This is a genomic window from Mesorhizobium sp. M0698, from assembly GCF_040320455.1.
Lineage (GTDB): Bacteria > Pseudomonadota > Alphaproteobacteria > Rhizobiales > Rhizobiaceae > Mesorhizobium.
This window is the reverse complement of record NZ_JAMYPQ010000001.1, coordinates 890183-915624: the sequence shown is the minus strand read 5'-3', so window position 1 is coordinate 915624 and position 25442 is coordinate 890183. Positions and strand designations below refer to the sequence as shown.

Annotated in this window: 28 protein-coding genes and 1 tRNA gene; 9 read left to right on the top strand and 20 right to left on the bottom strand. The window is 62.4% G+C overall.

Annotation, left to right across the window (positions count from 1 at the left end; all coding sequences use genetic code 11):
• Positions 1 to 129 precede the first annotated feature (129 nt).
• Entirely contained in the window at positions 130 to 459 is a 330-nt protein-coding gene (locus NKI16_RS04515; protein WP_352471661.1) for a phasin family protein, read from the bottom strand.
• A gap of 298 nt (positions 460 to 757) precedes the next feature.
• On the opposite strand from NKI16_RS04515, the gene NKI16_RS04510 reads away from it, so the two are divergent.
• On the top strand, positions 758 to 2146 hold the full coding sequence (locus tag NKI16_RS04510) for an SPOR domain-containing protein (RefSeq protein WP_352624893.1): 1389 nt from the start codon (positions 758 to 760) through the stop codon (positions 2144 to 2146).
• A 47-nt stretch (positions 2147 to 2193) separates the two neighbouring features.
• Here NKI16_RS04510 and NKI16_RS04505 read toward each other — a convergent pair whose 3' ends face one another.
• The 4 genes from NKI16_RS04505 to NKI16_RS04490 all read right to left on the bottom strand — a co-directional run bounded on the left by NKI16_RS04505 (position 2194) and on the right by NKI16_RS04490 (position 5674).
• Positions 2194 to 2892: a DnaJ domain-containing protein gene (locus NKI16_RS04505; protein ID WP_352624895.1), complete on the bottom strand. Its 699-nt coding sequence runs from the start codon at positions 2890 to 2892 to the stop codon at positions 2194 to 2196.
• Complete coding sequence (locus NKI16_RS04500) at positions 2892 to 3623, bottom strand: vWA domain-containing protein (protein WP_352624897.1); 732 nt, start codon at positions 3621 to 3623, stop codon at positions 2892 to 2894. Before NKI16_RS04500 ends, NKI16_RS04505 begins: the two co-directional genes overlap by 1 nt.
• A 124-nt stretch (positions 3624 to 3747) precedes the next feature.
• A complete protein-coding gene (locus NKI16_RS04495) occupies positions 3748 to 4185 on the bottom strand; it encodes a DUF1489 family protein (RefSeq protein WP_023674916.1) in 438 nt (145 codons plus the stop codon).
• Between the two features lie 85 nt (positions 4186 to 4270).
• Positions 4271 to 5674 carry an L-serine ammonia-lyase gene (locus NKI16_RS04490; RefSeq protein WP_352624899.1) on the bottom strand — a complete coding sequence of 468 codons (1404 nt, stop codon included), beginning with the start codon at positions 5672 to 5674 and terminating at the stop codon, positions 4271 to 4273.
• Positions 5675 to 5844: 170 nt separating this feature from the next.
• On the opposite strand from NKI16_RS04490, the gene NKI16_RS04485 reads away from it, so the two are divergent.
• A complete protein-coding gene (locus NKI16_RS04485; RefSeq protein ID WP_023674914.1) occupies positions 5845 to 6588 on the top strand; it encodes a DUF599 domain-containing protein in 744 nt (247 codons plus the stop codon).
• Here the strand turns inward: NKI16_RS04485 and NKI16_RS04480 are convergent.
• The 6 genes from NKI16_RS04480 to NKI16_RS04455 form a co-directional block, all read right to left on the bottom strand.
• Positions 6537 to 7331: a YdcF family protein gene (locus tag NKI16_RS04480; RefSeq protein ID WP_023674913.1), complete on the bottom strand. Its 795-nt coding sequence runs from the start codon at positions 7329 to 7331 to the stop codon at positions 6537 to 6539. The genes NKI16_RS04485 and NKI16_RS04480 overlap by 52 nt on opposite strands.
• A gap of 29 nt (positions 7332 to 7360) precedes the next feature.
• Positions 7361 to 8926 (bottom strand): amidase, encoded by a 1566-nt coding sequence (locus NKI16_RS04475; protein ID WP_352624901.1) that lies wholly within the window; start codon positions 8924 to 8926, stop codon positions 7361 to 7363.
• Entirely contained in the window at positions 8926 to 9384 is a 459-nt protein-coding gene (locus NKI16_RS04470; RefSeq protein WP_352620059.1) for a GNAT family N-acetyltransferase, read from the bottom strand. The genes NKI16_RS04475 and NKI16_RS04470 overlap by 1 nt, the downstream gene beginning before the upstream one ends.
• A 7-nt stretch (positions 9385 to 9391) precedes the next feature.
• Positions 9392 to 9679: an Asp-tRNA(Asn)/Glu-tRNA(Gln) amidotransferase subunit GatC gene (gene gatC / locus NKI16_RS04465; RefSeq protein ID WP_023674910.1), complete on the bottom strand. Its 288-nt coding sequence runs from the start codon at positions 9677 to 9679 to the stop codon at positions 9392 to 9394.
• A gap of 76 nt (positions 9680 to 9755) precedes the next feature.
• A complete protein-coding gene (locus NKI16_RS04460; RefSeq protein ID WP_352471669.1) occupies positions 9756 to 10172 on the bottom strand; it encodes a hypothetical protein in 417 nt (138 codons plus the stop codon).
• A 24-nt stretch (positions 10173 to 10196) separates the two neighbouring features.
• Positions 10197 to 10904, bottom strand: a complete 708-nt coding sequence (locus NKI16_RS04455) for a metal-dependent hydrolase (protein ID WP_352620060.1) — start codon at positions 10902 to 10904, stop codon at positions 10197 to 10199.
• Between the two features lie 116 nt (positions 10905 to 11020).
• Between NKI16_RS04455 and ruvX the strand changes: the two genes are divergently transcribed.
• Positions 11021 to 11506: a Holliday junction resolvase RuvX gene (gene ruvX / locus NKI16_RS04450; protein ID WP_352624902.1), complete on the top strand. Its 486-nt coding sequence runs from the start codon at positions 11021 to 11023 to the stop codon at positions 11504 to 11506.
• Here ruvX and NKI16_RS04445 read toward each other — a convergent pair.
• The 3 genes from NKI16_RS04445 to NKI16_RS04435 all read right to left on the bottom strand — a co-directional run bounded on the left by NKI16_RS04445 (position 11473) and on the right by NKI16_RS04435 (position 14126).
• Positions 11473 to 11784 (bottom strand): DUF6105 family protein, encoded by a 312-nt coding sequence (locus NKI16_RS04445; RefSeq protein WP_352455732.1) that lies wholly within the window; start codon positions 11782 to 11784, stop codon positions 11473 to 11475. The genes ruvX and NKI16_RS04445 overlap by 34 nt on opposite strands.
• Positions 11784 to 12338, bottom strand: a complete 555-nt coding sequence (locus tag NKI16_RS04440) for a hypothetical protein (protein WP_352568709.1) — start codon at positions 12336 to 12338, stop codon at positions 11784 to 11786. The genes NKI16_RS04445 and NKI16_RS04440 overlap by 1 nt, the downstream gene beginning before the upstream one ends.
• 159 nt (positions 12339 to 12497) lie before the next feature.
• Complete coding sequence (locus tag NKI16_RS04435; RefSeq protein ID WP_352455730.1) at positions 12498 to 14126, bottom strand: DNA alkylation response protein; 1629 nt, start codon at positions 14124 to 14126, stop codon at positions 12498 to 12500.
• Positions 14127 to 14281: 155 nt separating this feature from the next.
• Between NKI16_RS04435 and NKI16_RS04430 the strand changes: the two genes are divergently transcribed.
• From NKI16_RS04430 to NKI16_RS04410, 5 genes are read left to right on the top strand one after another with little or no spacing between them, the layout of a single operon-like run.
• Positions 14282 to 15244, top strand: coding sequence for an aspartate carbamoyltransferase catalytic subunit (locus NKI16_RS04430; protein ID WP_023674903.1), 963 nt, complete (start codon positions 14282 to 14284; stop codon positions 15242 to 15244).
• Positions 15244 to 16530 (top strand): dihydroorotase, encoded by a 1287-nt coding sequence (locus NKI16_RS04425; RefSeq protein WP_352624904.1) that lies wholly within the window; start codon positions 15244 to 15246, stop codon positions 16528 to 16530. Before NKI16_RS04430 ends, NKI16_RS04425 begins: the two co-directional genes overlap by 1 nt.
• Before the next feature lie 58 nt (positions 16531 to 16588).
• The gene (gene plsY / locus NKI16_RS04420) at positions 16589 to 17176 is read left to right on the top strand and encodes a glycerol-3-phosphate 1-O-acyltransferase PlsY (protein ID WP_023674901.1); all 588 of its coding nucleotides are present in this window, start codon (positions 16589 to 16591) and stop codon (positions 17174 to 17176) included.
• The gene (gene dprA / locus NKI16_RS04415; protein WP_352455727.1) at positions 17173 to 18297 is read left to right on the top strand and encodes a DNA-processing protein DprA; all 1125 of its coding nucleotides are present in this window, start codon (positions 17173 to 17175) and stop codon (positions 18295 to 18297) included. The genes plsY and dprA overlap by 4 nt, the downstream gene beginning before the upstream one ends.
• Positions 18298 to 18343: 46 nt before the next feature.
• Positions 18344 to 18739, top strand: a complete 396-nt coding sequence (locus tag NKI16_RS04410) for a hypothetical protein (RefSeq protein WP_352455726.1) — start codon at positions 18344 to 18346, stop codon at positions 18737 to 18739.
• Between the two features lie 88 nt (positions 18740 to 18827).
• On the opposite strand, the gene NKI16_RS04405 is transcribed toward NKI16_RS04410, so the two are convergent.
• Positions 18828 to 18903, bottom strand: a tRNA-Lys gene (locus tag NKI16_RS04405).
• Positions 18904 to 19210: 307 nt separating this feature from the next.
• Between NKI16_RS04405 and NKI16_RS04400 the strand changes: the two genes are divergently transcribed.
• Positions 19211 to 19687: a BA14K family protein gene (locus NKI16_RS04400; protein ID WP_352593562.1), complete on the top strand. Its 477-nt coding sequence runs from the start codon at positions 19211 to 19213 to the stop codon at positions 19685 to 19687.
• Positions 19688 to 19773: 86 nt separating this feature from the next.
• Here the strand turns inward: NKI16_RS04400 and glpK are convergent, their stop codons facing one another.
• From glpK to NKI16_RS04375, 5 genes are all read right to left on the bottom strand, one after another.
• The gene (gene glpK, locus NKI16_RS04395) at positions 19774 to 21267 is read right to left on the bottom strand and encodes a glycerol kinase GlpK (RefSeq protein ID WP_352622597.1); all 1494 of its coding nucleotides are present in this window, start codon (positions 21265 to 21267) and stop codon (positions 19774 to 19776) included.
• Positions 21268 to 21413: 146 nt separating this feature from the next.
• Positions 21414 to 23141, bottom strand: coding sequence for an ABC transporter substrate-binding protein (locus tag NKI16_RS04390; protein ID WP_352471681.1), 1728 nt, complete (start codon positions 23139 to 23141; stop codon positions 21414 to 21416).
• Between the two features lie 78 nt (positions 23142 to 23219).
• Positions 23220 to 23486, bottom strand: coding sequence for a DUF2160 domain-containing protein (locus NKI16_RS04385; RefSeq protein WP_031211283.1), 267 nt, complete (start codon positions 23484 to 23486; stop codon positions 23220 to 23222).
• 173 nt (positions 23487 to 23659) lie between these two features.
• On the bottom strand, positions 23660 to 24574 hold the full coding sequence (locus NKI16_RS04380; RefSeq protein ID WP_352523506.1) for a carbohydrate ABC transporter permease: 915 nt from the start codon (positions 24572 to 24574) through the stop codon (positions 23660 to 23662).
• Position 24575: 1 nt separating this feature from the next.
• Entirely contained in the window at positions 24576 to 25442 is an 867-nt protein-coding gene (locus NKI16_RS04375; RefSeq protein ID WP_023674893.1) for a carbohydrate ABC transporter permease, read from the bottom strand.

Below are 25442 nucleotides of genomic sequence, written 5' to 3'. Positions count from 1 at the left end.
TGACCGATTTTTCAAATCGTGAAGACCGCAGGCCCCCGATTTCGAGCTGGCATGAAAAAACCCGGCCGCGCGTTCGCGACCGGGTCTGTCTTTGCAAGCCCAGGGGCCGGCTCGGAATGTTCGTCGAATTTACTTCGCCTTGGCGACGATCGATTCGAACGGCTTGTAGGCTTCCTTGGCGAGTTCGGCATAGAGATCGCCAAGCTTGGTGGCTTCGGTGACGAAGCTCTCATAGGACTGCTTGGCATAGTCGGACTGGATATCGATCGCCTTGTCCAGCGACTTGGCGGAAAAGAGCTTCTCAACAGCGGCGCTGCCGGCTTCGAAGCTTTTCTTGGTGTACTCGCCCGCCTCGGCGGCGATAGCCTGCGCACCCTTGGACAGCGAGGCGAAGCTCTTCAATCCGGTGTCCGCAAATTCCTTGCCGTATTTGCTGAAATCTTCATAGGTCTGGGTCATTTCACGCATTCCCTTGAACGGTTGCCTTGGACGATAGACGCGGCTTGTCCGGGCCGCGTTGTGCAATGCGTGTAAATATATTGTGCAGTGCACAAAAGTCAAGATTCCCGCGGCAATGCGGATCGTGAGCTGCCGGCAATCGCTAAGATTCGAATAAAGAGAAGCTCAATCCCACAGAAAATGGTGAACGCGGCGGTTACCATAAACGGATTGGTAACGCTGCCCGCGTTAGCGTGGCCGGAGGTGAGGCAGGACCCTTTGCCGCCTCCAAGGCAACGGAAATTCAAAGGAACTATCAGTGCGTAAGGCGTTGTCGGGCTTCGTTTCCAAATCCGCGTCCCCCCTCAAAACGATCATGATCCTCGCCATGGCGATGAGCTTCGTCGTCGCGGACGCGGCCTCATCCATGGCGGCCAAGTCGGCGGCCATCGTCATCGATGCCAAGACCGGCAAGGTGCTTTATTCGTCGGACGCCGATGGCCGGCGCTATCCGGCGTCGCTTACCAAGATGATGACGCTCTATCTGACGTTCGAGGCGTTGGCGAAGGGCAGGATCAGCAAGAATTCCCCGGTCGTGTTCTCGGCCAATGCCGCTGCCGAACCGCCGACGAAGCTCGGCGTCAAGCGGGGCGGCTCGGTCACGGTCGAGACCGCGATCCTGTCGATGGTGACCAAATCGGCAAACGATTCCGCAACAGCGCTTGGCGAGATGCTTGGCGGCAACGAAGCCAATTTCGCCCGCATGATGACCGCCAAGGCGCGGGCGCTGGGCATGAGGGGAACCGTTTTCCGCAACGCCAACGGCTTGCCTGATCCCGGCCAGTTCACGACCGCGCGCGACATGGCGATGCTCGGCATCGCCCTGAGAGAGCATTTCCCGCAATATTACGGCTATTTCTCGCAGCGCTCCTTTCTTTACGGGCGGCAGCGCATCAACGGCCACAATCGTCTGCTCGGACGCATCAAGGGCGTCGACGGCATCAAGACCGGTTACACCCGCGCCTCCGGTTACAATCTGGTCTCCTCGGTCTCGGATGGCGATCGGCGCATCGTAGCGGTGGTCATGGGCGGCAGGTCCGGCGGCAGCCGCGACAGCCAGATGGCCGGGTTGATCAATGCCTACATGCCGCAGGCGTCGTCGCGCGGCGGCGGCGTGCTGATTGCCAAGGCCGGCGGCGGCAATCCGATTTCAGCCTTGGCCAAGGTGCTTCTACCGAAGCATGACGCGCCGACACCGGACAGTAAGCCGGACGACGATGCCGTTGCCTCTCTTGTCGAGGAAAATGCGCCCGTCGTTGAAGAGACCGCTCCGGTCGTTCAGGCCAAGAGGGTCAAGACGACGGCTGTGTCGACGGTGGACGACGTGGCGACAGCCCGGGTCGCCGCAGCCTATGCCGAACCGGCGGCAGAGGTCGATCCGGTCAGCACGGCGTCGGTGCCATCCGGCTGGGCAATACAGGTCGCCTCTTCGCCAAAACAGGCCGAAGCGAAGGCTTTCCTCGACAAGGCGACGAAGCAGGCGCCCTCCGTTCTGACCGATGCCTCCGGTTTCACCGTCGCCTTCGACAAGGACGGTGTCACCTACTACCGCGCCCGGTTCGGTGGTTTCGGTTCGAAGACGGCTGCCTGGAAAGCCTGCAACGCTTTGAAAAAGAAGAACATCGAGTGCTACGCCGTCCAGCAGTAAGCGGCGCGCGAAACGATATCTTTCCCGAAGTTCTGCGTCGAAGGAGACTAGTTGTGATTGGAGAGCAAGACGTCCTTGGCTTCATTGATCCGCGCCGCCAGGAAAGACGTGCCACCGATATCGGGGTGCAGGCGCTGCATCAGGCGGCGGTGCGCCTTGCGGACATCCGCCGCGGCAGCCCCCGCTTCAAGACCAAGGATCTTGTAGGCCTCCTCCTTAGTCATGGCGCCAGAACCTGGCGCAACACCCAGCCCTTCGCCACCATTCGCATCAGCGTCTTTGCGCCAGATGGGAAATCTGCCGTCAAGATACGTCTCTAGCAATTGGCGGCTCTCCGGATCGCCGGAGAGTTCGCGATAGAGTTGCTGCAATTCGGCAAGCCCCATCGAGCCAAGCATCTTGCCTTCATGGCGCCCAGCCAGCACAAGGCCTTCGAGGCCGCCGGTATCGTGATCGAGTTCCATCTCAAGCGCCGCCGTACGAACTGTGGAACGCTTGCCTGGTGCCAGTTTTGCCGCCGGCCGATTCATGCGCATGGAGCCGTACCAGGCGAGCGCAGCCGACAGGATCAAGCCGCCGATGCCCTCGCGCCCGACCAGCAGCACGGCGACGCCGACCAGCCCGAGCAGCACAGGTCCAAGCGTCCTCATGCCGCCTGCAAGCTTCGCCGGATCGGCGCGCAGGAAGATGGTGAGCATGCCGAGAAACACCAGAAGCAATGCTACGAAAGCGATAATCGCGCCCATCAGTTTCCGCCGCCCCGCATATGCTCGATCATCAGCCGATCCTCCGGCCTGCCCCGGGCCTCCAGTGCTTTCAGCCCGCCGGTCGCAAACACGGCGACAGACGAAAGCAGGCCGGCCAACGTCGCGGCAGCCCGCTGATCGAACCGGAACCAGGCCCCTTTCGACAGCCGCGCAATTTCCTTGAACGCCTTTTCCGCAGCGGCATCATGGCCCTCCTGAAAGACGAAGACAGGAACGCCGTGTAGACCGAGGCTGCCGGCCTTTTCGGCCAGATCATCTATGTTTTCTTCCATCGCGTCGCCGATATAGACCAGTGCGTTGACCTTGGCCGCCGCCGTCTGTTTCAGCGCATGGGCGAGCACCTTGCCGATCTGGGTATGGCCGCTGCGGCAGTCGATGCGCGTCATCAGCTGCTTCAGAGCTTCGGTATCGGTGACGAATGCGGATGAGCGGCACTCGCCAAGGCCGCGAAAATAGACAAGTTGAACCTTGAGCGCCCCGGCCTTGCCGACGGCGTCGAACATCTCGGCCTGCAGCGCACAGGCGAGATCCCAGGTCGGCTGGCGGCTCATCGTCGCGTCGAGGGACAGGATCAGCCTACCTGAACCGGTGGCGGATGCAGCGAGCGTCCTTGCCTGACGGAGAAACGCGTCGATCTCGCCGGTGCTCGATTGAGACTCGACCGGCGCAGGATTGGCCTTTGCAGACACGGGCTGCTTCTTGTCGCTCATGACATTCAAGATGTGGCGTTGTTCCCCGGCTTGCAAGCCCAGATGAGGCGACCTGGAGGACCGGTGATGATGGCACCTGCGGACAACGCTTCGGCTGGTGGTCTTGGCGTTGCGTTTCTTGGCGTCAGAGCAGGCCGAGATCGGCAAGCTCACGCCTGAGCTTCGGCGGCATCTCGATCAGCCCGGCTTTGCCCTTGCCGAGATCGGCCGGCGCGTCCGCCGGCTTCAGGTAGCGCCACCCCTGGAATGCACGGCGCGGTTGCCAGTCAGTGCGCACGACCTCGGGATCGAGGATCAGATGGCAACGGCCGATGCCCTCGTCATCGGTGAAGGGCCGGATTTCGGTGATCAGCTGGCGGCATTGGACATTGCCCTTGATCACCCAGTAGAGCGAGCCGCCGCCGGTAATCTCGGCGCCACGCGTCGGCACCATGCGGGTGGTGTGGTAGTGCTCGGCCGGTTCGCCGGCGCGGCGCCGCTCGTCGAGACGGAAGGCAATCCACTCTTCCAGATCCTCGACGCTGTCACAGCCGACGCAAAGCTTTATGAGATTGAGAGACATCGTTTAAGGTTTAGTCCAGCACGCGAACGCGTCAACGGCCTGATCGACTTCTCCACAGTGGTGGTCCATGCCGCCAGATTGGCGCTCAACACTCCACGACATTGACGGCCAATCCGCCAAGGCTGGTTTCCTTGTACTTTTCGTTCATGTCGAGACCGGTCTGGCGCATCGTCTCGATCGCGGCATCGAGCGGCACGAAATGAACGCCGTCGCCCTTGATGGCCAGCGAAGCGGCGGTCACCGCCTTGACGGCACCAAGCGCGTTGCGCTCGATACACGGCACCTGCACCAGGCCGCCGACCGGATCGCAGGTCATGCCGAGATGATGTTCCAGCGCGATCTCGGCAGCATTCTCGACCTGCTCGGGCGTGCCGCCCATGACGGCGCACAATCCCGCCGCAGCCATTGCCGAAGCCGAACCGACCTCGCCCTGGCAGCCGACTTCCGCCCCCGAGATCGAAGCATTGGTTTTGATGATGCCGCCGACCGCCGCCGCCGTCAGCAGGAAATCGCGGATGCTGGGCTGGTCGGCTTCGGGATGGAAATGCAACCAGTAGCGCAGCACTGCGGGCAGAGTGCCGGCCGCCCCATTGGTTGGCGCGGTGACGACACGGCCGCCGGCAGCGTTCTCCTCATTGACCGCCATCGCATAGATCGACAGCCAGTCGTTGGCGAGCAGCGGGTTGGGCCGGTTCTGCTGCCATTGCTCCTGCAGCTTGTCGTGCAGCATCCGGGCACGGCGGCGCACCTTGAGTCCGCCCGGCATGATGCCGTCTTGCGACAGGCCGCGCTCGATGCAGCCCTTCATGGCGCTCCAGATGCCGTCGAGGCCGGCGTCGAGCTCCCCGCGCGACATCTGCGTCTCCTCGTTGACGCGCTTCATCTCGGCAATGGAAAGCCCGCTTTTCGCTGCCATGGACAGCATTTCGACGGCGTTCTTGAACGGATATGGAACCTTCTTGCCTTCGGTTGTCGCCGAGCCCCTCGCCTTCATCCGCTGCAATTCTTCCTCAGAAACGACAAAGCCGCCGCCGATCGAATAGTAGACGCGCCTCAGCAGCAACCGGTCGCCGGCATCATAGGCAGAGAAGGCCATGCCGTTGGCGTGACCCGGCAGTGGCGTCTTGCGATCCAGCACAAGATCCGTTGCCGGGTCGAAACGGTAGGACGAATGGCCGCGCGGCGAAATCCGCTTCTCGGCGGCGATGCGAGCGACGATGCCGTCTGCTAGGTCGGGATCCACCGTCTGCGGCGTCTGGCCGGCGAGGCCGAGCACCACGGCACGATCGGAGCCATGGCCGATGCCGGTATAGGCGAGCGAGCCATGCAGGCTGGCCGCGATCCGGTCGACCTTGGCGCCGGCCGGGCGCGGCCAGTCGTCTCCCGCAATCTCGTCGAGAAACCGCCGCGCGGCCGTCATCGGCCCCATCGTGTGCGAACTCGATGGGCCGATGCCGATCTTGAACAAGTCGAAAACCGAAAGGAACACGTGGGCGTTTTCTCCTGGGACCCTGTTGAGGTCTACATATAGGAATTCCCATGATGTTTTCCGCTGTTTTAAGGACCGCGGCGCTGCACCTGCCGACCTTGTTTGCTCCGGCAGCGACATTCCAGCTTCGACCATCGAAGCGCCCCCTCCGCCTGTGGTAAAAGCAACGCATGAGCGATTCCTTTCACCTATCGACGGCCGACCTTGCGGCGCTGGGGTTCTTCCTTACCGCGTGGGTGCTGCATACGCTCGCCGCCGACGGAATGCTGGTCAGCCGCATGTCGCTGACGAGGGCTATGAACGCGCAGCGCGAGGCCTGGATGCGGACCATGGCCGAACGCGAGATCCGCATCGTCGACACCGCTATCATGAGCGGGCTGCAACAGGGGACCGCCTTCTTTGCCTCCAGTTCGCTGATTGCGATCGGCGGCTGTTTTGCCCTGCTCGGCGCCTCCGATCAGGTTCTGACCGTGCTGAGCGACCTGCCGTTTGGCGCCACGTCCTCACGCGCGGCCTTCCAGACGAAGGTGTTCGGGCTGGTGCTGATCCTGGCCTTTTCCTTCTTCAAGTTCGGCTGGGCTTACCGGCTGTTCAACTATTGCTCGATCCTGATCGGCGCCGTGCCGATTCCACATGGCGAGGCGTCGCGCAATCCGGTCACCGAAACGGCGGTGTGGCGTGCCGCGCGCATGAACATGCTGGCCGGAAAGCATTTCAATTCGGGCCTGCGCGGCGTGTTCTTCTCGATCGGCTATCTTGGTTGGTTCGTCGATCCCACCGTCTTCGTGCTATCGACGCTGCTGCTTCTGGCGGTACTGGTGCGCCGCCAGTTTTTCTCGGCGGCGCGGCAGGCGGTGCTCGGTCAGCCGCCCGGTCCGGGGAAAGGCCGATCGATGCGGCCCGACAGCCAATAAGCGGTGAGCCCTATCCATTCGCGGATCGCAACAGTGGTGACCTCCAGCCAGTCGCCGGGATAAGGCAAGGTGCCGATGCTTTCCTTGCCGGAAGTGCGATAGTCGACCGGCCACGGAACGGTCGAAAAACCGGCTTTGTCGAACAGCGCCTTGGCGCGTGGCATGTGGAAGGCCGAGGTCACCAGCAACCAGGTCTCGCCCGGTTTCGGCGTCACCAGTTCCCTGGTAAAGACAGCGTTCTCGTAGGTGTTGCGGGATTTGTTCTCGAGGATCAGCCGATCGGCCGCCACGCCGAAAGCGGCAAAAAAACGCGGCGCGGTATCTGCATCGCCTTCGCCGCCGCGGAACGTTTCGATGCTGCCACCGGAGATAACGACTTTCGCTGTCGGGAACCGCCGCGCCAGCACGGCCGCCTCGACCATCCGGTCGCCGCTGGAGTTCATTTCATAGCCGCCACGCACCAGATTGACGGCGCCATCCAGACTGCCGCCAAGCACTATGATACCGTCAACCTTTTCCGGCAGCGGCGGCCTGGGGAAGCGTTCCTCCAGCCGATTGAGCATCATGGGGCCGAGCGGGCTCCATATCGAAACCGCCAGAATGAGGAAGGCAAGAGCGCTGCCGGCGGTCGCCAACCGTCGCCGCCCGAACATCGCCGCGATCAGCCCCGCCAGCAGCAGGAAGATCGCGAGATTCAACGGCTCGACGAAGAACCCGAGAACCTTGGAGACATAGAAGAACATCCCTCACCCCCTCAAGATGAGAAACGATCCTACCACCATTTTTCCGGCTGAAATGTGCCCGCCGCCTGTTCGATGACATGGGCGGTCTGGAACAGCGTTTCCTCGTCGAAGGGCCGGCCGATCAGCTGCAGGCCGAGCGGCAGCCCCTTGGCGTCGAGCCCGGCTGGAACCGCTATGCCGGGCAAGCCGGCCATGTTCACCGTCACCGTAAAAATGTCGTTGAGATACATCTTGACCGGGTCGGCGGCCATGTCCTCGTCGGCGATGCCGAAGGCAGCGGAAGGCGTTGCCGGCGTCAGGATGACGTCGACGCCTGCTGCGAACACATTTTCGAAATCGCGCTTGATCAGGTTGCGAACTTTCTGCGCCTGCAGATAGTAGGCATCGTAATAGCCGGCGGAAAGCACATAGGTGCCGATCATGATGCGGCGCTTGACCTCACGCCCGAAGCCGGCGGCGCGGGTCTTTTCATACATGTCGACAATGTCCTTGCCGGGCACGCGCAACCCATAGCGGACGCCGTCGTAACGAGCGAGGTTGGACGAGGCTTCGGCCGGCGCCACGATGTAATAGGCCGGCAGCGCATATTTGGTGTGCGGCAGCGAGATATCGACGATCTCGGCACCAGCATCCCGCAGCCAGGCAATGCCTTTCTGCCACAGCGCCTCAATCTCCGCGGGCATGTCGTCGACACGATATTCCTTGGGAATGCCGACCTTCATGCCCCTGATCGGGCGGCCGATCGCCGCCTCGTAGTCCGGCACCGGCAGGTCAACGGACGTCGTGTCCTTCGGGTCGACCGAAGCCATCGACTTCAACAGGATCGCGGCATCGCGCACGTCGCGCGCGATCGGCCCGGCCTGGTCGAGCGACGAGGCGAAGGCTACGATCCCCCAGCGCGAGCAGCGGCCATAGGTCGGCTTGATGCCGACTGTGCCAGTGAAGGCGGCGGGCTGGCGGATCGAGCCGCCGGTATCGGTGGCGGTGGCGCCGGCGCACAGGAAGGCCGAGACCGCTGATGCGGAGCCACCGGACGAACCGCCCGGCACCAGTTGGGCATTGTCCAACGTGCGCGCGGTCCTGGTGCCGCCCGCCGAAACGAAGCCGCCCTCGCCCTGATGCGTCGTCGGCATCACCACCGTGTCGAGGCGCGAACGCCGCCACGGGTTGATGACCGGCCCGTAATACGAGGTCTCGTTGGACGAGCCCATGGCGAACTCGTCCATGTTGAGCTTGCCGAGCATGACGGCGCCATCCGCCCAAAGATTGGCGGTGATAGTCGATTCATAGCGCGGCTTGAAGCCATCCAGCACATGGCTGCAGGCCTGGGTGTGGACACCTTCGGTGCCGAACAAATCCTTGATGCCGAGCGGGATACCCTCGAGCGACTCGCCCTCGCCCTTGGCCAGTTTCGCGTCGGAGGCCTTGGCCATGTCGCGCGCCTTGTCGTCGGTGACCACGACGTAGGCATTGAGCGCCGGATTGGCTCGCTCGACCGCCGATAGATAAGCCTCGGTGATTTCGGTGGCGGTGATCTCCCTGGAGCGCAATTTGGCGCGGGCCTGCGAAATCGTCAGCTGGGTAAGGTCGCTCATCAGGCAAGGCTCTTTTCGTAAAACACCGACCACTCGGAATCGGGATAATCCAGTACCGGGCCGCAACGCGAAAAACCGGCGCGTTCGTAGACGGTCCAGGCGGCGGGATGACGGTCGCCCGTCTCCAGCACCAGACGCTTAAGCCCTTCTTGGCGCGCCAGCGCCTCGATACGCTCGACAATCTTCGCGCCGATCTTGTGGCCGCGATGCGAAGGTCGCGTATACATGCGCTTGACCTCGCCTACGACAGCATCGTGGCGCTTCAGTGCGCCGCAACCGATGGCAAGGCCGTTGTCGCGGGCGATGAAGACGGTCGTGTCGCGGTCCGCCATCTGCTCGACCGTCAAATGGTAGCAATGCTCCGGCGGCGTCAGCTCCAGCAATGTGGCGTTGAGCTCCTCGACCAGCCCACGCACATCGTCCTGCAGCGGCGTCTCCGTGGCGATCTCGATTGCCATCGGCCAGCTACTCCACGACCTTAGGCACAAGGAAGAAATTCTCTTCGGTCGCCGGTGCATTGGCGACGATGTCGGCTGCCTTGCCGCCGTCGGTGACGACGTCCTGGCGCTTTTTCATTGCCATCGGCGTGACCGAGGTCATCGGCTCGACGCCGGAAACATCGACCTCGTTCAACTGCTCGACAAAGCCCAAAATGGCGTTCAATTCGCCGGTCATGCGCTCTGCATCCTCCTCGCTCACCGCAATACGGGCAAGATGCGCGACGCGCTTCACGGTTTTTATATCAACGGACATGTTTGTGCCTCGGGGAAAACCAGCGCTATAGCGGCGCGGCGCGTGCCGCGCAACATGCATCGTGCCTTCAACTGCCCTATGGCATCGCCACGCCGTCGCAGAGGAAATAACTGCCGCCGTTGCCGCTCTGCTCGCCTTCGTCGGCGGCAGGCCGAACCGATACCAAGTCGATCTGCTTCGGGCTCATCTGTGTCAGTGAGAGAACATCGGGAAAGACGTAGCCCGGCTCCTGGCATATAGCGGTCACCGCCCAGCTTGGTGAGCGTGTCGCTTTGGTGATCTGCAGGAATTCACAATTATATTCGATGCTTTCCAGGCCATTTGCCGACAGCACGATATTGCCGCCCTCGATCACCGTCTGCAGCGTATCCTTTTTGGCCTGCGCGCAGAGGTCCTCCGATTGCAGATAGACGCCCTCGATGAAATTTTCCGCGGCCAGCGTCGGCGACGCGGCAACCAGCATGGAAATGCAAAGAGAATTTCTCAAGCGCATCGTATCGTTCCGGACCGGCTTTCTTTACACCGTAATCGTCTCGCCGATCTTCGGCAACGCAACTTTCACACCCGATCCATCCAGCCCGGCCACGAATTTGTCGGCGGTCTGATCGATCATCGGAAATGTGCCGAAGTGAGCGGGAACGACCGTCTCGAACTTGAAGAAACGCTGGCAGGCAAGGGCTGCTACCGCGCCACCCATGGTGAAGCGGTCGCCGATCGGCACGATGCCGATCTTCGGTTCGTGCAACTCGTTGATCAGCGCCATGTCGGAAAAAATGTCGGTGTCGCCCATATGATAAAGCGTCTTGTCCTCGGGAAAGTGCAGGACGAGCCCACCAGGATTGCCGAGATAGGTATTCTGGCCACCCTCGCCCGGAAAGGACGATGAATGCAGAGCCTGAACGAAGGTGGTGGTGAAGCCGCCGCAATCGACGGTGCCGCCGATATTGCCGGGATTGATCTGCTTGTCACCGACGCCCTTGCCGACCAGGTACATGCAAATCTCGAAATTGGCGACCAGCATCGCGCCGCTCTTCTTGAGCACTTCGATGGCGCCGCTGATGTGGTCGCTGTGGCCATGGGTGAGCAACACGTGCGTGATCCCTTCGGCCGGCCCTTCCCAGCCGCCCGTCCATGACGGATTGCCGACCAGATAGGGGTCGATGAGGATTTTCGCGCCTTCGATTTCGATTCGGAATGCCGAATGTCCGTACCAGGTCAGTTTCATCAATGCTTTCCTCGATTTTTGCTTCGGTAGAGGATAGAACGCCGACGGCGAAATTAAAGTGCCGCGCACGCTTTGCGCGTATAGGACGTGCGGCGTCGCGGTCAAAGGAAAAGCCGTTGGGCATCATCACCATCGAGGAGTTGCCGGCCCGGCTTGGCGGCGGCAAGACCCTGGCCGGTCTCGACCTCGGCGACAAGACAATCGGCGTGGCGGTTTCCGACCGCGGCTTGTCGTTCGCCCATCCGCGCCCTGTCATCATGCGCAGGAAATTCTCGCTCGATGCCGCAGTGCTGCTCGCTCTGCTACAGAAGGAAAATGCCGGCGCCGTGGTGATCGGCCTCCCCATCAACATGGACGGCTCCGAAGGCCCGCGCGCCCAAAAATCCCGCGCTTTCGTGCGCAATATGGCTGGATTGACCGATCTGCCCTTCGTCTTTTGGGACGAACGACTGTCGACGGTGGCGGCCGAGCGGACGCTGATCGAGATGGATTTTTCCCGCAAGAAACGCGCCGGCAAGATCGATTCTGCGGCGGCCGCTTTTATCCTCCAAGGTGTTCTCGACCGGCTTCAGGCGCTCGGCGTCGATGCCTGGTCGAAATAGCGGTTGCGCATCGCCGTGATCCAGCCACCAATCGCCTTGCGGCGGCGAAATGCCCAGAACGCCACCAGCAGCAGCCCATCGAACACGCAAGCTTTCGCCACCATGCCCGGAATAAGCGCCGGATCAACTCCGAGCATCTGTCCATAGAGCTGGAAGACGAGATCGTGTAATTGGCGGCTCAGCATGACATAGCCGAAATTGATGTCGTTGAGCGACAGAAAGAACCAGCCCCAAAACAAGAGGAGCGGAGCCGCCCACAGCGCGAACAAGGTGCGCATCAGCGGTCATCCCTCGAATCCAGCCGGCCGGAAATGCGGGCAAGCGAGGAATTATGCGCCGCTGCCTTGGCCATGACATGCGCGGCCGCTCGGATTTCGCCGGTCCCTGGAACTGCCGCGGCAACGGTCGACCGCCGCTCCGCGAGCATCGCGACATAGGACGCCAGAAGTGCCGCCAATTGCACCGCGACAATCATGAACAGCCCATTGATGCCTTGCGCGGCGCCGCCGATGACGATCAGCGACAGCACGCCCAAGGCGGAAATGAAGGCGATTCGCGTGACGCTATCGGCGGAATCCGGGTTGGTCCTGTCGCTGGTCAGTGCTTCAACAAAGGCCCAGCAGAACAGCACCGCGACGACAAGCAGTGCCACGGCGAGCGGCGCCACAACGACGGCGTTTTCGAGATCGGCAAATCGAGTGTTCTGGACGGGAACGCCCAGTACGCCAAGGGCCGTCGCCACGCCTCGATTCCCGTCGATGCAAATGAACGCCAGCAGGGCGAAAACGGCCGCCCAATGCAATGCCAGAAAAGAGCTCAGAATATGCCGCATGACGCTCCTGCTTCGCAGGGCAAAGCCGCTCAAGCTGAACAATCCTTGCCTTAACCATAACACTGGGCTTTGCCACCGGCCGCCGCAATGGAAACCATTCGTTAAGGTTAACGGCCATCCACAGGGTCGCGAGAGCGGCAGCGAATTGGGCGACGGCCCTTAGTTGATCGGCGGGTAGAGCGTATCGATGATCATGCGCGCATCATGGCGGGAATCGATCATGCCATAGGTATTGCGCCACTGGCCGGCGAGGCGCGTTTCGACGAAGGCGTCGGCGATCCGCCCTGCCCCCAGCCTGCGAAGCTCTGCTGCCGCCGCCGACAATGCCAATTGCTCGGTCAAGAGCCGCGCCGAGCCCTCGTCGGTTGCAGCGACCTGCATTGCCGCCTTGAGCACGCCGACGGTGCCGCGTCCGCCGGCGCCGAGATCGCGGTCGATGCCGGCCAGCACGTCATCGAACAGGCCGGGTGCACGCCCCAGCACACGTAGCACGTCGAGCGCCATGACGTTGCCGGATCCCTCCCAGATCGCGTTGACCGGAGCTTCGCGATAGTAGCGGGCGAGCGGCCCCTCCTCGACATAGCCATTGCCGCCGAGGCACTCCATCGCTTCATAGAGCAGCGGCGGCGCAATCTTGCAGACCCAGTATTTGACGACCGGCGTCATGGCGCGGGCGAAGGCCGCCTCGCCGCGGTCGCCGGCCGCCTCGTCGAAGGAGCGCGCCAGCCGGAACGACAGCGCGGTAGCGGCGGCAACGTCGAGCGCCATATCGGCCAGCACACGCTGCATCAGCGGCTGCTCGATCAGATTGGTTCCAAACACCTTGCGGTGCCGCGTGTGGTGGACGGCCTCGGCCAGTCCGGCCCGCATGATCGCCGATGAGGCGACGGCACAGTCGAGCCGCGTCAGGGTCACCATGTCCATGATCGTCTTCACGCCCGCGCCGGGCTCGCCGACCATCTCGCCGATGGCATTGACGAATTCCACCTCCGACGAGGCATTGGATCGGTTGCCGAGCTTGTCCTTCAGCCGTTGAAAACGGAAACCGTTGCCGGATCCGTCGCCGAGCAAGCGGGGAACGAGAAAGCACGACAGTCCCTCCGGCACCTGTCCGAGCACCAGGAAGGCATCCGACATCGGCGCCGACATGAACCATTTGTGGCCGGTCAGGCGATAAAACCCGCTGCCGGCGCGCTCGGCCCTGGTGACGTTGGCACGGACATCGGTGCCGCCTTGCTTCTCGGTCATGCCCATGCCGAGCGTCAGCCCGGCTTTTTCGACCGGAGGCTTCTGGCTTTGATCGTATTTGCGCGTCGTCACCCGAGGCGCCCATTCGCGAAACAGCTTCGGGCTGGCCATCAGCGCTGCCAGCGAAGCGCTGGTCATGGTGATCGGGCAGAGATGTCCGGTCTCGAGCTCAGCCGTGAGGTAAAAGCGTGCAGCGCGCACCTGGTGGCGGCGGCCGATCTCGGCGTCGCCATTCTCCCAGACCGACGAATGCAGCCCGTTGGCAACAGAGCGGCGCATGAGCGCGTGATAGGCGGGATGGAACTCGACCTGGTCGATGCGCCGGCCCTGGCGGTCATGGGTCCTGAGCTTCGGCATCTCGACATTGGCAAGACGGGCCAGTTCCTGCGCCTCATGGGTCAGAACGAAACGGCCAAGCCCATCGAGGTCCTTGCGCACCGGATCGGAAAAGCGCTCGGCAAGCTGGATCAGCAACGGATCGCCCCGCCAGGCGTTGCCGCCGGCCAGCGGCGGCGGCTGGTTGGTCACGTCGTCAGTCACGCTTCGTCCTTATCACCTGAAGGCTGCGAATCCAAAGCCAAGGCGGTTTATAGCCTATGGCCAGCGGCGCGCGACGAAAATACCGGGGAGAACCAATCCAATCCCAAGCCGGTGCTTGCAGCCGCGGAGCCTCCCCCCTATAGCAGCGACTTGAGATGACCGACGCATCGTCCCTGCCGCTTTATCCCCACCGCCATCTTCTGGGCATCCGCGATCTTTCCCCTGCCGACATCGAGCTTCTGCTCGACCGGGCGGACAGGGCCGTTGCCATCTCGCGGCAGTCGGACAAGAAGACATCGACGCTGCGCGGCCGCACCCAGATCAATCTCTTCTACGAAGCCTCGACCCGTACGCAATCGTCATTCGAGCTGGCCGGCAAACGGCTCGGCGCCGACGTCATGAACATGTCCGTAGCGAGTTCGTCGGTGAAAAAGGGCGAGACGCTGATCGATACGGCGATGACGCTGAATGCCATGCGTCCCGACATATTGATCATCCGCCATCAATCGGCCGGCGCGGCAGCACTTCTTGCCCAAAAAGTCGGCTGTTCGGTGGTCAATGCCGGCGACGGCGCCCATGAGCACCCTACCCAGGCGCTGCTCGACGCACTAACCATCCGCCGCGTCAAGGGTCCGTTGCCGAAGCTGATCGTGGCGATCTGCGGCGACATCCTGCATTCGCGCGTGGCCCGGTCCAACATCATCCTGCTCAACGCGCTTGGTGCCCAGGTCAGGGTCGTCGCCCCTTCGACGCTTTTGCCCGCCGGCATCGAGAAGATGGGCGTCATCGTCACCCGTTCCATGGCCGAGGGTCTGAAGGACGCCGACGTGGTGATGATGCTGCGCCTGCAGCGCGAACGCATGGAAGGCGCTTTCGTACCGTCGGTACGCGAATATTTCCGCTATTTCGGCCTCGACGCGGAGAAGCTGAAGGCGGCCAAGGACGGTGCGCTGGTCATGCATCCCGGCCCGATGAACCGCGGCGTCGAGATCGCCTCCGAGATCGCCGACGGCCCGCAAAGCGTTATCCAGGAACAGGTTGAGATGGGCGTCGCCGTGCGCATGGCGGTTATGGAAGCGCTGCTCGACCCCCGTCGAAACCACGAGGGCCGCGCCTGATGAGCATAACGGTCTTCAGCCGGGCCCACATCGTCGACCCGTCGCGCGGCATCGATGAGGTCGGCACCGTCATCGTCGAAGGCCGCAAAATCGTTGCCGCCGGCAAGGCGGCTTTGAATCAGGGCGCGCCCGAAGGCGCCACCATCATCGACTGCGCCGGCAAGACTATCATCCCTGGATTGATCGACGCGCGCGTCTTCATCGGCGAACCCGGCGGCGAACACCGGGAGACCATTGCTTCGGCGAGCATCGCTGCGGCGGCCGGCGGCGTCACCTCAATCGTCATGATGCCCGATACCGACCCGGTGATCGACAATGTCGCACTGGTCGAGTTCGTGCTGCGCACCGCCAAGGACACCGCAATCGTCAACATCTTGCCGGCAGCAGCGATCACCAAGGGGCTGGAAGGCCGCGAAATGACCGAATTCGGCCTGCTGCGCGAGGCCGGCGCGGTCGCCTTCACCGATGGCCGGCATTCGATTGCCAGCGCGCTGGTGATGCGCCGCGCGCTGACCTATGCGCGCGATTTCGGTGGCGTCATCGCGCATGAAACCCAAGACGCCGACCTCGCTTCGGCCGGCGTGATGAACGAAGGCCTTTACGCAAGCTGGCTTGGCCTTGCCGGCATTCCGCGCGAAGCCGAATCGATCCCCCTGGAGCGCGATCTCGCGTTGGCTCGCCTGACCGGCGGCGCCTATCACGCTGCCAAGATTTCGACGGCTATGGCGGCAAACGCGGTAGCGCGCGCGAAAGCCGATGGCGCCAATGTCACATCAGGCGTGTCGATCCACAATCTGTCGCTCAACGAGAATGATGTCGGCGAGTACCGCACCTTCTTCCGGCTGACGCCGCCGCTGCGTGCGGAGGAAGACCGGCTGGCGATGATCGAAGCGATCAAGGACGGCACCATCGATCTCATCGTCTCCTCGCACGACCCGCAGGACGTCGACACCAAGCGCCTGCCCTTTGCCGATGCCGCGGCCGGCGCCATCGGCCTGGAAACCCTGCTAGGCGCAGCGCTGCGGCTCTATCACAATGGCGACCTGACGCTGCTCCGGCTGGTCGAGACACTCTCGACCGCGCCGGCAAGATTGTTCGGCCTGCCCGGCGGCACGCTGAAACCGGGGGCATTGGCCGACCTTTCGCTCGTCGATCTGGACGAGCCATGGGTCGTCAGCGAGAGCGGCATCCGCTCACGCTCGAAAAACACCTGTTTCGAAGGCGCACGACTGCAAGGCAAGGTCTTGCAAACGATGGTGGCGGGCCGCACAGTGTTTTCGGCCTAGGACGAAAACAGGCGTCACGGCTTAAAATCCGCTCAGCCAAGGAAAGTTCGGGGGAACAATGGCTTACAGTCCCGTCTTGGCATTGGTGTTCGGCTACCTTCTCGGCTCGATCCCGTTTGGCCTGCTGATCACCCGTGCCGCCGGCCTCGGCGACGTGCGCAACATCGGCTCCGGCAACATCGGCGCCACCAATGTGCTGCGCACCGGCAACAAGAGCTTGGCCGCGGCCACGCTTCTGCTCGACGCCCTTAAAGGCACCGCGGCGGTGCTGATCGCAGGCCGCTTTGCGCCCGAGCTCGGACTTTGGGCCGGCTTCGGCGCGTTTTTAGGTCATCTCTTTCCGGTCTGGCTCGGCTTCAAGGGGGGCAAGGGTGTCGCCACTTACCTTGGCGTGCTGATCGGCCTTGCCTGGCAGGCGGCGCTGATCTTCGCCGTCGTCTGGCTGGCGGTGGCCTTCCTGTTCCGCTTCTCCTCGCTTGCGGCACTGACGGCAGCAGTCGTGGTGCCCATGGCGCTGTATTTCCTGAGCACGCCGCAGATTGCCGGGCTTTTCGCGGCGATGAGCCTAATCGTCATCGTAAAGCACCGCGCCAACATTGCGCGGCTGCTTGCCGGCACCGAGGGTAAGATCGGGGCCAACGAGTGAGCGAGCCCGACGCCGGGCCGCGCCTCAGCGACCGGCAGCGGCTGAGCTGGCTTCGTCTGATCCGCACGCCGAATGTCGGCCCGGCTTCCTTTCGCGACCTGATCAACCGGTTCGGTTCGGCCGAAGCAGCGCTATCGATGCTGCCCGAGCTGATGATTTCGGGTGGCGCCAAAAAAATCGTCCGCATCCCGTCCATTGCCGAGACCGAGGCGGAGCTGGAGACCGCCCGGCGGGCTGGCGCCCGCTTCGTCGGCATCGGCGAAGCGGATTATCCGCCGCTGATGAAAAGCATGGATCATCCGCCGCCGCTGCTCGCGGTCAGGGGCAATAGCGCGGTGTTCCGCTTGCCAGCGGTCGCCATCGTCGGCGCTCGCAACGCATCGCTGGCCGGCATCAAGATGGCGCGGATGCTGGCGGCGGATCTCGGCCGCGACGGCTATGGCATCGTCTCCGGCCTGGCGCGCGGCATCGATACGGCCGCGCACCAGGGCAGCCTTGCGACTGGCACAATCGGCGTGCTCGCCGGCGGCCTCGATTTGCCCTACCCGCCCGAAAATGCCGGCCTGTGCGACGAGATCGCCGAGCGCGGCGGCGCCGTCATTTCCGAAATGCCGTTTGGCTGGCAGCCGCGCGCGCAGGATTTTCCGCGCCGCAACCGGCTTGTCGCGGGTGCTGCATTAGGGTTGGTAGTGGTCGAGGCCGCACAGCGCTCCGGCTCTCTGATCAGCGCCCGGCTTGCCGGCGAGATGGGCCGACTGGTCTTTGCCGTTCCCGGTTCGCCGCTCGATCCGCGCGCCGCCGGCGCCAATGGCCTGCTCAAGGACGGCGCCACCCTTGTCACCGAGGCCGCCGATATCACCAGTGCGATCGCCCCGCTGGTCGGCGCCTGGTCGCCAAGGACATCGCCGCTTGAGGAGCCGCCCGACTTTTCGGCAACGCCGCCGCCGCGCGAGGACGACCGCGACCGCGTCGTCGAGGCGCTCGGCCCGACGCCAGTGGCAGTCGACGAGATCATCCGCCACACCGGCCTGCATCCCGCTCAAGTGTTCATGGTGCTGCTGGAGCTCGACCTAGCCGGACGGCTCGAGCGCCATGCCGGCGGTAATGTCTCGCTGATTTGACCGAGAGCTTGCGCATGTCCCGGCACGCAATTCCGACGTGATCCCGATGGCCGATCCGAGCAACAAACCAAAGCAGACGCTGTTCACTCGCACGACGGCCCTCATCTGGTCAGCGCTGAGCGTCATGCTGGCGCTGCAATGGTCCGCCGATCTCGGCATGCTGGGTTTTCCTGATGGCTACATAACGCCCTTCGCAAGAGCGACCAGCACGCTTCGGGGCATTCTGACCGCAGCCTGCATGGCCCAGGGTCTCTACTTTTTCCTGGCCGGCGTGTTCGGCAGAAAGGTAAGCGCCGTCGGTCCTTGCCTGCAAATCCTTGCCGCAGCAGTTCTCACCGTGGCGCCAGTGCTTATCGTGAAGGATTGTCCGCATTCACAGCTGTGCAGCAGAGCCTATGAGGCGCTCACCGGCACGATGATGGACGATGGAGCGGGCGGCTAAAGCCACTGCATGCGTTCGGCACGAGGTTGTCACCCATGTCTTAGGTACAATCTGTTACCTATGTCTCCGGGTTGGGCAATCTTGATTTTGGTGAGCGCGATGGGATTCGAACCCATGACCTACTGATTAAAAGTCAGTTGCTCTACCGGCTGAGCTACGCGCTCCCGCGGGCTCAGAAAGGCCGCCCTCGAAATTGCGCGGAACATAGGGAGAGTGCCTCTGCCGGTCAACCGGAAAAAGACGGCTCGCAAACCGGACTGTCCTGCAGTGTCATCATGCCTTGCGGAGCGCTTCGGCGTCGACGGAACGGCCTCGTTCTCGCGCAAGACCGAAGCTCGCGCTTTGCGGGACAAGCGCAAGCAACGAATCGGAAGAACCTTTGCGGATCAGCAACTTGGGATTTTTGGCGGAACAATTTGCGCAGCCTGCCCGTTTCCCGCGATAAGGGACATGCGTTTCAAGGAGAAGACCATGAATAGGATCATGTCGGGCCTGCTGGCGACCACTCTTTCGATCTCATTCGCTGCAGCGGAGATCGTGCCAGTCAACGCTCAGCCCAGCTATGCGCCCCCGGCCCCGGGGCTCACCTCGAATGTCCAGACCGTCCAGTACGAGCCGTGGCGGAGGCACCGGAGTTTCAATCGCGATTTCTCGCGTCGCGATTTCTCCCGGCGCAGTTTTGCGCGTGACGACGGCATGTATTGGCGCGGCCATCGCGGCTATCGCGAATATCGTCGCGGCTATCGCCGTCACGGCGATTTCTGGTTCCCGCTGGCTGCGTTTGCTACCGGAGCGCTGATTACCGGCGCGATCGTCAACCAGAATCGTGTGTATCGTGGCGATGCCCACGTGCAGTGGTGCTATGACCGTTATCGGAGCTATCGCGCTTCTGACAACACTTACCAGCCCAACTACGGTCCGCGCCGGCAGTGCCGGTCGCCTTACTGAGTCCCAGATTAGAGGCTGCAAGCCCGCGCCCGAAACGGCGCGGGTTTTTCATTAGTGCGAATCCCGGGGCATCGGGGCATCCCTGCCTATTGCGTACTTAGCGTCCTGCGCACAGCGTGGCGCCAACCGGCCAGCTTGGCGGCACGTGTCGAAGCATCCATGTCCGGCTTGAACCGGCGCTCGAGCGCCCAACTCCTGGCGAATTCCCGCGCCTTCGGCCAGACACCCGCCTTCGAGCCGGCCAGCCATGCCGCACCAAGCGCGGTCGTCTCGAGAATTGTCGGCCGGTCTACCGGCGCATCGAGAATGTCGGCCAGCCGCTGCATGGTCCAGTCCGACGCCACCATGCCGCCATCGACCCTGAGCACGGTCTTGGCCGAGGCGGCCTTCCAGTCCTTGCGCATGGCGTCAAGCAGGTCGCGTGTTTGGAACGCAACGGATTCCAGTGCCGCGCGGGCAAATTCCGCCGGCCCCGAATTGCGGGTCAGCCCGAAGATGGCGCCGCGCGCTTCGGCATCCCAATGGGGCGCGCCGAGCCCGACGAAAGCAGGCACCAGATAGACGTTCTGCGTCGGATCGGCTTCCGCTGCCAATTTGCCGCTATGCTCGGCCTTGCCGATTACCTTGATGCCGTCGCGCAGCCATTGCACGGCGGCGCCCGCGATAAAGATCGAGCCTTCCAGAGCGTAGGTGGTCTTGCCGTTCAGCCTGTAGGCGATGGTGGTCAAAAGCCGGTTCTTCGAACGAACCAGATCGCTGCCGGTGTTGAGCAGCGCGAAGCAACCGGTGCCGTAGGTGGATTTCATCATGCCTGGCTCGAAACAGGCTTGGCCGATCGCCGCCGCATGCTGGTCGCCGGCCACACCGAGGATTCTGATCTGTGCACCAAACAGGCTTTTGTCGGTGATTCCAAAATCATCGGCACAATCTTTCACCTGCGGCAGCATTCTTGCAGGTATGCCAAGAATGGCCAGCAGCTCGTCGTCCCAGGCGTTTTGTTCGATGTTGTAGACCAGTGTGCGCGAGGCGTTGGTGGCGTCAGTGGCGTGGACCTTGCCGCCAGTCAGGCGCCAAATCAGGAAACTGTCGATGGTGCCGGCCAGCAGTTCGCCCTTCTCGGCGCGTTTTCTGGCGCCCTTCACCTTGTCCAGCATCCAGGCGATCTTGGTGCCGGAGAAATAGGGATCGAGCAGCAGGCCGGTCTTTTTCGTGAATTTCTTCTCCAGCCCCAGCTTCTTCAGTTTCTGGCATAGCGGCGCGGTGCGACGATCCTGCCAGACAATCGCGTTGTGGATCGGCTTGCCGGTCTCCTTGTCCCAGATGACGACCGTTTCGCGCTGGTTGGTGATGCCGATCGCGGCGACTTCCGCTGCGTTGCGGCCGGCTGTCTTCAGCCCGGCCTTCACCGTTTCCACGACGCTTGCCCATATCTCCTCGGGATCGTGCTCGACCCAGCCGGAGGCCGGATAATATTGGGTGAATTCCTTTTGCCCGCTGCCGACGACCATCATCTTGTCGTCGAACAGGATCGCCCGGCTCGATGTCGTCCCTTGGTCGATTGCAAGGATATATCCGGTCATTCTCTCTCCCGTCGAAGCGAGTTCAAAGGTGCTGCGATGTCTCGACCCCGGATGGCGCGGAGCCGTTCACGCAAACAGGGGAGACGGCAACATGCCGCCTCCCCTGAGCATGGCGATGCGGGCGCGGACGCCCGCATCAAACGGTCCTATTGCTGCCAGCTCTTCACCAGCTCGTCGTAGTTGATGGTGACCGGCTTTTCCTTCTCGTTCTCGATCTTGAGCTGAGGAGCGAGATTGCCCTTCTTGACCGCGTCCGCATTCCAGTAGGCGAGGTCATGCTCTTCGGCCATCTTCGGGCCAATATCGCCCTGGACGCCCGACTTCTCGATGCGGCTCATCACCTTTTCCTGCTCGGCGCAGAGCGAGTCCATCGCTTCCTGCGCGCTCTTGGCACCCGACGAGGCATCGCCGATCGCCTGCCACCAGAGCTGCGCCAGCTTCGGATAATCCGGCACGTTGGTGCCGGTCGGCGACCACTGGACGCGCGCCGGCGAGCGGTAGAACTCGATCAAGCCGCCGAGCTTTGGCGCACGTTCGGTGAAGCTCTTGTCGTGGATCGTGCTCTCGCGGATGAAGGTCAGACCGACATGGCTCTTCTTCACGTCGACCGTCTTCGAGGTGACGAACTGCGCGTAGAGCCAGGCGGCCTTGGCGCGGTCGGTCGGCGTCGACTTCATCAGCGTCCAGGAACCGACGTCCTGATAGCCAAGCTTCATGCCGTCCTTCCAGTAGACGCCATGCGGCGACGGCGCCATGCGCCACTTCGGCGTGCCGTCGTCGTTCAGCACCGCCTTGGCGCTGGCGTCGACCATGCTAGCGGTGAAGGCGGTATACCAGAAGATCTGCTGGGCAACCGCGCCCTGCGCCGGCACCGGCCCCGATTCGGAGAAGGTCATGCCTTGGGCTTCCGCCGGTGCATAGGCCTTCAGCCAATCGAGGTACTTCTGGATGGCGTAGACGGAAGCCGGGCCATTGGTGTCGCCGCCGCGCGCCGTGCAGGAACCGACCGGACGCGAATTCTCGTCGACCTTGATGCCCCATTCGTCGACGGGCAGACCGTTCGGAATGCCCTTGTCGCCATTGCCGGCCATCGACAGCCAGGCGTCGGTGAACCGCCAGCCGAGCGACGGGTCCTTCTTGCCATAATCCATATGGCCGTAGACCTTCTTGCCATCGATCTCACGCCCGGTGAAGAACTCGGCGATGTCCTCATAGGCCGACCAATTGACCGGCACGCCGAGGTCGTAGCCGTATTTGGCCTTGAAGTCCGCCTTGTTCTTCTCGTCGTTGAACCAGTCGTACCGGAACCAGTAGAGGTTCGCGAACTGCTGGTCGGGAAGCTGGTAGAGCTTCTTGTCGGGCGCGGTGGTGAACGAAGTGCCGATGAAATCCTTCAGGTCGAGATTCGGGTTGGTGACATCCTTGCCGTCGCCTGCCATCCAGTCGGTCAGGTTGCGCACCTGCTGGTAGCGCCAGTGCGTGCCGATCAGATCGGAATCGTTGACCCAGCCGTCATAGAGGTTCTGGCCGGTCTGCATCTGGGTCTGGATCTTCTCGACGACGTCGCCTTCCTGGATGACGTCATGCGTAACCTTGATGCCGGTGATGGCCGTAAAGGCCGGCGCCAGCACCTGCGATTCATACTGATGCGTGGCGATGGTTTCGGAAACCACCTTGATATCCATGCCGGCGAAAGGTTTCGCGGCATCGATGAACCATTGCATCTCGGCTTCCTGGTCGGCGCGCGAAAGCGTCGAAAGGGGCCCGATTTCCTTATCGAGGAAGGCCTTGGCCTCGTCCATTCCGGCATAGGCATTGCTTGCCCCGAGCAACAGGACAAGCGCAGTTGTTGATGTCAAGAATTGCCGTCGCATGTATTTCCTCCACTGTTAAAGTTCAAAGTGCGATCTGGATCGGCGGCCGGCACGCCGCCGTTCCAACAGTTTCCCCCTCTATACGTAGCGGAACACGCCGACGGCGTAGACCACGGAGAGAGCGAGAGCCCACCACAGATTGGGTCCGACTAGACCCAGCCAAGCGAGATGGATAAAGGCGCTGCCAAGCAGCGACAGGAACAGGCGGTCGCCACGCGTCGTTTCGAACCGCAGCACGCCGACGCGCGGATTGCCGCCCGGCGAGACGTATTCCCACGCCGCCATGCCGCAAAGCAGCAGAAAGATGGTTCCAAAGAAGGCCGCGGTCGGCCACGTCCAGGCCATCCACGAAAAATCGAGGTTGGACGAGAGGTTAAATCCCCACAGGCGGATATTGGCCGGATCGCTGAAGCCCACCGTTATTGCCACGAAATCGATTTGAAGTGCCACCCAGGCCACGACGACCAGGGCGAGAAGCAGCACGGCCCACCACCATGGGCTTCTGTCGACCTGCTCCATCATACCCTCCCCAGGGCAAAGCCCTTGGCGATGTAGTTGCGCACAAACCAGATGACGAGCGCGCCGGGAATCAGCGTCAGCACGCCGGCTGCGGCGAGCAGCCCCCAATCCATGCCGGCGGCCGAAACGGTGCGGGTCATGGTCGCGGCGATCGGCTTGGCATCGGTTGTCGTCAGCGTACGGGCGATCAAGAGCTCCACCCACGAGAACATGAAGCAGAAGAAGCACGCCACGCCGATGCCGCTCGCAATCAGCGGCATGAAGATCTTGATGAAGAAGCGTGGGAACGAATAGCCGTCAATATAGGCGGTCTCGTCGATCTCCTTGGGTACGCCCGACATGAAGCCTTCGAGGATCCACACCGCCAGCGGCACGTTGAACAGGCAATGCGCCAGAGCCACGGCGATGTGGGTGTCGATAAGGCCGAAGGCCGAATAAAGCTGGAAGAATGGCAGCGCGAACACCGCCGGCGGCGCCATACGGTTGGTCAGCAGCCAGAAGAACAGATGCTTGTCGCCGAGGAAGCGATAGCGCGAAAAGGCATAGGCAGCAGGCAGTGCCGCAGCCACCGAAATCACCATGTTCATAACCACATAGGTGATCGAGTTGATGTAGCCAGAGTACCAGGACGCGTCGGTGAAGATGGTGCGGTAATTCGCCAATGTCGGTGCGTGCGGGTAGAGCGTCAGCGACGAGACGATCTCGCCATTGGTCTTGAAGCTCATATTGATGAGCCAGTAGATCGGCAAAAGCAGAACGATGATGTAGAGCGTCGGCACGATCCACCACCAGCGCGACTCCTCGCCGCGACGGCGCATCAGCCGTGCGATCTCGTCCTGCCGTAGCGTGCTGGCAAGCCCTTCCGAAGCTGTCGTCTCGCTCACTCTGTCGGCTCTTTCGTCAGCGCGGCTCATCTCAGCGCTCCGCGTCGTAATTGGTCATCACGGTGTAGAACACCCATGACAACAACAGGACGATAAGGAAGTAGACCAGCGACATCGCCGCCGCCGGGCCGAGGTCGAACTGGCCGAGCGCCGTCTTGACGAGATCGATCGAAAGAAAGGTCGTCGAGTTGCCGGGTCCGCCGCCGGTCACCACGAACGGTTCGGTGTAGATCATGAAGCTATCCATAAAGCGCAGCAGCACGGCGATCAGCAGCACGCGGTTCATCTTCGGCAGCTGGATGTAACGGAACACCGCCCAGCGCGAGGCACCGTCGATCTTGGCCGCCTGATAAAAGGCATCCGGGATCGAGACCAGGCCGGCATAGCAGAGCAGAACGACGAGGCTGGTCCAATGCCAGACGTCCATGATGATGACCGTGACCCAGGCGTCATATGGGTCTTGCACATAATTATAGTCGATGCCGAGCGCGTTGACGTAATAGCCGAGCAGGCCAATGTCGTTGCGCCCGAACACCTGCCAGATGGTGCCGACGACGTTCCACGGGATCAGCAGCGGCAACGCCATCAAAACAAGGCAAACAGGCACGCCCCAACCCTTCTTCGGCATATTGAGCGCAATGAAGATGCCGAGCGGCACTTCGATCGCCAGGATGATGAAGGAGAAGACAAGGTTGCGGATCATCGCCTGCCAGAAGCGGCTGGAGGAAAGCAGTTCCTCGAACCATTCCGTGCCGGCCCAGAAGAAGACGTTATTGCCGAAAGTGTCCTGCACCGAATAATTGACGACCGTCATCAGCGGTATGACCGCCGAGAACGCCACCAGCAGCAGCACCGGCAGCACCAGGAACCAGGCTCTGTTGTTCCAGGTCTTTTCCAC

What these genes read in the sequence shown, in the direction of transcription:
- glpK (WP_352622597.1), bottom strand. Translation starts at nt 21,267, where the DNA reads ATGACCGGATATATCCTTGCAATCGACCAAGGGACGACATCGAGCCGG.
- NKI16_RS04385 (WP_031211283.1), bottom strand. Translation starts at nt 23,486, where the DNA reads ATGGCCTGGACGTGGCCGACCGCGGCCTTCTTTGGAACCATCTTTCTG.
- NKI16_RS04485 (WP_023674914.1), top strand. Translation starts at nt 5,845, where the DNA reads ATGAGCGATTCCTTTCACCTATCGACGGCCGACCTTGCGGCGCTGGGG.
- NKI16_RS04410 (WP_352455726.1), top strand. Translation starts at nt 18,344, where the DNA reads ATGGCCGATCCGAGCAACAAACCAAAGCAGACGCTGTTCACTCGCACG.
- NKI16_RS04425 (WP_352624904.1), top strand. Translation starts at nt 15,244, where the DNA reads ATGAGCATAACGGTCTTCAGCCGGGCCCACATCGTCGACCCGTCGCGC.
- NKI16_RS04505 (WP_352624895.1), bottom strand. Translation starts at nt 2,892, where the DNA reads ATGGGCGCGATTATCGCTTTCGTAGCATTGCTTCTGGTGTTTCTCGGC.
- NKI16_RS04475 (WP_352624901.1), bottom strand. Translation starts at nt 8,926, where the DNA reads ATGAGCGACCTTACCCAGCTGACGATTTCGCAGGCCCGCGCCAAATTG.
- NKI16_RS04400 (WP_352593562.1), top strand. Translation starts at nt 19,211, where the DNA reads ATGAATAGGATCATGTCGGGCCTGCTGGCGACCACTCTTTCGATCTCA.
- NKI16_RS04470 (WP_352620059.1), bottom strand. Translation starts at nt 9,384, where the DNA reads ATGGCAATCGAGATCGCCACGGAGACGCCGCTGCAGGACGATGTGCGT.
- NKI16_RS04480 (WP_023674913.1), bottom strand. Translation starts at nt 7,331, where the DNA reads ATGTTCTTCTATGTCTCCAAGGTTCTCGGGTTCTTCGTCGAGCCGTTG.
- NKI16_RS04430 (WP_023674903.1), top strand. Translation starts at nt 14,282, where the DNA reads ATGACCGACGCATCGTCCCTGCCGCTTTATCCCCACCGCCATCTTCTG.
- NKI16_RS04500 (WP_352624897.1), bottom strand. Translation starts at nt 3,623, where the DNA reads ATGAGCGACAAGAAGCAGCCCGTGTCTGCAAAGGCCAATCCTGCGCCG.
- NKI16_RS04380 (WP_352523506.1), bottom strand. Translation starts at nt 24,574, where the DNA reads ATGAGCCGCGCTGACGAAAGAGCCGACAGAGTGAGCGAGACGACAGCT.
- gatC (WP_023674910.1), bottom strand. Translation starts at nt 9,679, where the DNA reads ATGTCCGTTGATATAAAAACCGTGAAGCGCGTCGCGCATCTTGCCCGT.
- NKI16_RS04445 (WP_352455732.1), bottom strand. Translation starts at nt 11,784, where the DNA reads ATGCGCACCTTGTTCGCGCTGTGGGCGGCTCCGCTCCTCTTGTTTTGG.
- plsY (WP_023674901.1), top strand. Translation starts at nt 16,589, where the DNA reads ATGGCTTACAGTCCCGTCTTGGCATTGGTGTTCGGCTACCTTCTCGGC.
- NKI16_RS04390 (WP_352471681.1), bottom strand. Translation starts at nt 23,141, where the DNA reads ATGCGACGGCAATTCTTGACATCAACAACTGCGCTTGTCCTGTTGCTC.
- NKI16_RS04440 (WP_352568709.1), bottom strand. Translation starts at nt 12,338, where the DNA reads ATGCGGCATATTCTGAGCTCTTTTCTGGCATTGCATTGGGCGGCCGTT.
- NKI16_RS04455 (WP_352620060.1), bottom strand. Translation starts at nt 10,904, where the DNA reads ATGAAACTGACCTGGTACGGACATTCGGCATTCCGAATCGAAATCGAA.
- NKI16_RS04460 (WP_352471669.1), bottom strand. Translation starts at nt 10,172, where the DNA reads ATGCGCTTGAGAAATTCTCTTTGCATTTCCATGCTGGTTGCCGCGTCG.
- NKI16_RS04495 (WP_023674916.1), bottom strand. Translation starts at nt 4,185, where the DNA reads ATGTCTCTCAATCTCATAAAGCTTTGCGTCGGCTGTGACAGCGTCGAG.
- NKI16_RS04515 (WP_352471661.1), bottom strand. Translation starts at nt 459, where the DNA reads ATGACCCAGACCTATGAAGATTTCAGCAAATACGGCAAGGAATTTGCG.